Origin of the sequence: Streptomyces synnematoformans, from assembly GCF_039531005.1 — a bacterium.
GTDB lineage: Bacteria > Actinomycetota > Actinomycetes > Streptomycetales > Streptomycetaceae > Streptomyces > Streptomyces synnematoformans.
Map to the genome: position 1 here is coordinate 1 of NZ_BAAAPF010000659.1, position 1,372 is coordinate 1,372.

General features: G+C 62.8%; 1 protein-coding gene. It reads left to right on the forward strand.

Annotated features, from left to right (window positions below; all coding sequences use genetic code 11):
• Positions 1-35: 35 nt before the first annotated feature.
• On the forward strand, positions 36-1,372 hold a 1,337-nt coding region (gene dxs / locus ABD317_RS36945; RefSeq protein WP_344296453.1), incomplete at its 3' end, for a 1-deoxy-D-xylulose-5-phosphate synthase.

The following is a 1,372-nucleotide window of genomic DNA, read 5'->3' on the forward strand; positions in this document are numbered from 1 at the left end:
TTGCCGTTTTGGGGTGGGGCGGTGAGTGTGGGTGCATGACACTTCTTGATTCGCTGGGTGGTCCGCGGGATCTGAAGGGCCTTGGGCCGGATGAGCTGGGCGGTCTGGCTGTGGAGATCAGGGATCGGTTGATCTCGACGGTGTCGGCGAACAGTGGGCATCTGGGTCCGAACCTGGGTGTGGTGGAGCTGACGATCGCGATGCATCGGGTGTTCGACTCGCCGCGGGATCCGTTGATTTTTGATACGGGTCATCAGTCGTATGTGCACAAGTTGTTGACGGGGCGGCAGGAGGAGTTCGCCACGTTGCGGCAGCCGGGTGGTATGTCGGGGTATCCGTGTCAGGCGGAGTCGCCGCATGATCATGTGGAGAACTCGCATGCGTCGACGTCGTTGTCGTATGCCGATGGTCTGGGTAAGGCGTTCCGGTTGCGTGGTGAGGTGGACCGGACGGTTGCTGCGGTGATCGGTGATGGGGCGTTGACCGGTGGGATGGCGTGGGAGGCGTTGAACAACATCGCGGCGGCGAAGTCGTCGCGGGTGGTGGTCATCGTGAATGACAACGGTCGTTCGTACTCGCCGACGCATGGGGCGATCGCGTCGCATCTGGCGCAGGTGCGGACGTCGCAGAAGTACGAGAACGTGTTGGCGTCGATCAAGTCGACGTTGCCGAAGACGCCGTTGGTCGGTGCGCCGTTGTATGAGACGTTGCACGGGATCAAGAAGGGTCTGAAGGATGTGCTGCAGCCGCAGGTGATGTTCGAGGATCTGGGGCTGAAGTATGTGGGTCCGATCGATGGGCATGATCAGGCGGGGCTGGAGTTGGCGCTGGCGCATGCGAAGGACTTCGGTGGTCCGGTGATCGTGCATGTGCTGACGCGTAAGGGTCATGGGTATGCGCCGGCGGAGGACAATGATGAGGATCATCTGCATCAGGTGGGTGCGAACACGGATCCGTTGACGGGTGCGCCGGTGAAGAAGGCCGGGCGGACGTGGTCGCATGTGTTCGCTGATGAGATCCTGAAGATCGGTGAGCGGCGTGAGGACGTGGTGGGGATCACCGCGGCGATGCTGCATCCGACGGGTCTTGCGCCGTTTGCGAAGGCGTATCCGGACCGGGTGTTCGATGTGGGGATCGCGGAGCAGCACGCGGTGACCATGGCAGCGGGTCTGGCTATGGGTGGGCTGCATCCGGTGGTGGCGTTGTACTCGACGTTTTTGAACCGGGCGTTCGACCAGATGCTCATGGACGTGGCCCTGCACAAGCTCCCCGTCACCTTCGTTCTGGACCGGGCGGGGGTGACGGGTCCGGACGGGGCGTCGCACAACGGGATGTGGGACGGGTCGATCAGCCAGATGGTCCCCGGCATGCG